Here is a 1,829-nt window from a genome sequence, read left to right on the forward strand (position 1 = left end):
GGCGGGGGGTCCCCCCCCCCCCCGGGGCCCGCGGGCGGGGCCCCCCGGCCGCCCCCCCCCGGCCCGTGCGCCGGTGCGGCGCCCCGACAGCGCGAGGAGGCACCAGAACATGCCGGTCTACCAGCCCCCCGGGCAGCCCGGATCCATCGTCGGCTACCGCCCCCGCTACGAGCACTGGATCGGCGGCGGCTGGACGCCGCCGGTCCGGGGCCAGTACTTCGAGAACGTCAGTCCGGTCACCGGCGAGGTCTTCACCGAGGTCGCCCGGGGCACCGCCGAGGACGTCGAGGCCGCGCTGGACGCCGCCCACGCCGCCGCCCCGGCCTGGGGCCGCACCCCGCCCGCCGAACGGGCCCTGGTGCTGCTGCGGATCGCCGACCGGATCGAGCAGAACCTCCACGAGCTCGCCGTCGCGGAGACGTGGGACAACGGCAAGCCGGTCCGCGAGACGCTGGGCGCCGACCTCCCGCTGGCCGTCGACCACCTGCGCTACTTCGCCGGCGCCCTGCGCGCCCAGGAGGGCGGCGTGTCGCAGCTGGACGAGGACACCGTGGCGTACCACTTCCACGAACCGCTCGGCGTGGTCGGCCAGATCATCCCGTGGAACTTCCCGATCCTGATGGCGGTGTGGAAGGTCGCCCCGGCGCTGGCGGCGGGCAACGCGGTGGTGCTGAAGCCGGCCGAGCAGACCCCGGCCTCGGTGCTGCTGCTGATCGAGCTGATCGCGGACCTGCTGCCGCCGGGCGTGCTCAACGTGGTCAACGGCTACGGCCTGGAGGCCGGCCGGCCGCTCGCCTCCAGCGACCGGATCCGGAAGATCGCCTTCACCGGCGAGACCACCACCGGCCGGCTGATCGCCCAGTACGCCAGCGGCAACCTGATCCCGGTCTCGCTGGAGCTCGGCGGCAAGAGCCCCAACCTGTTCTTCGCGGACGTCGCCGCCGAGCAGGACGCCTTCTACGACAAGACCGTCGAGGGCTTCGCGATGTTCGCCCTCAACCAGGGTGAGGTCTGCACCTGCCCGAGCCGGGCGCTGATCCAGTCCTCGGTGTACGACCGGCTGCTCGCCGACGGCCTGGACCGGGTCCGGGCGATGCGTCAGGGCAACCCGCTGGACACCGACACCCAGATCGGCGCGCAGGCCAGCGACGAACAGCTGCGCAAGATCCTCTCCTACATCGAGATCGGCCAGGCCGAGGGCGCCAAGCTGCTGGTGGGCGGCGAGCGCGCCGACCTCGGCGGTCCGCTGGCCGGCGGCTACTACGTCACGCCGACCGTGTTCGAGGGCGTCAACGCGATGCGGATCTTCCAGGAGGAGATCTTCGGTCCGGTCGTCGCCGTGACCAGGTTCGAGGACTTCGACGACGCCGTCGCGCTCGCCAACGACACCCCGTACGGGCTCGGCGCCGGCGTCTGGACCCGCAACGGCACCACCGCCTACCGGGCGGGCCGCGCCATCCAGGCGGGCCGGATCTGGACCAACTCCTACCACTCGTACCCGGCGCACGCGGCCTTCGGTGGCTACAAGAACTCGGGGATCGGCCGGGAGGGCCACAAGACCGTCCTGGAGCACTACCAGCAGACCAAGAACCTGCTGGTGAGCTACTCCCCGCAGGCGACCGGCCTGTTCTAGGACGGGCCCGGACCCGCCCCGGGGCCGCGGCCGCCCGGTCGCCGGCCCCGCCGCGCGGAGCGGGAGGCAACCCGGGCTTCCTGGAGAAGGCCCAGGGCCTGCCGGCCGACGCCGTCTTCCTCGACCTGGAGGACGCCGTGGCGCCGCTGGCCAAGGAGCGGGCCCGGGACGCCGTCGTCGAGGCGCTCAACGAGGG

1 protein-coding gene and 1 pseudogene are annotated in these 1,829 nt (G+C 73.6%); both read left to right on the top strand.

The genetic code is table 11. The annotated features are described in order from the left end of the window. The first annotated feature begins 109 nt into the window (after positions 1-109). Positions 110-1,633 (top strand): aldehyde dehydrogenase family protein, encoded by a 1,524-nt coding sequence (locus ACFCX4_RS36105; RefSeq protein WP_376151695.1) that lies wholly within the window; start codon positions 110-112, stop codon positions 1,631-1,633. 62 nt (positions 1,634-1,695) lie between these two features. Continuing rightward, positions 1,696-1,829: pseudogene (locus tag ACFCX4_RS36110) on the top strand (aldolase/citrate lyase family protein); the annotation flags it as partial.

Origin of the sequence: Kitasatospora sp. NPDC056327 (assembly GCF_042261735.1) — a bacterium.
Taxonomy (GTDB): Bacteria; Actinomycetota; Actinomycetes; order Streptomycetales; family Streptomycetaceae; genus Kitasatospora.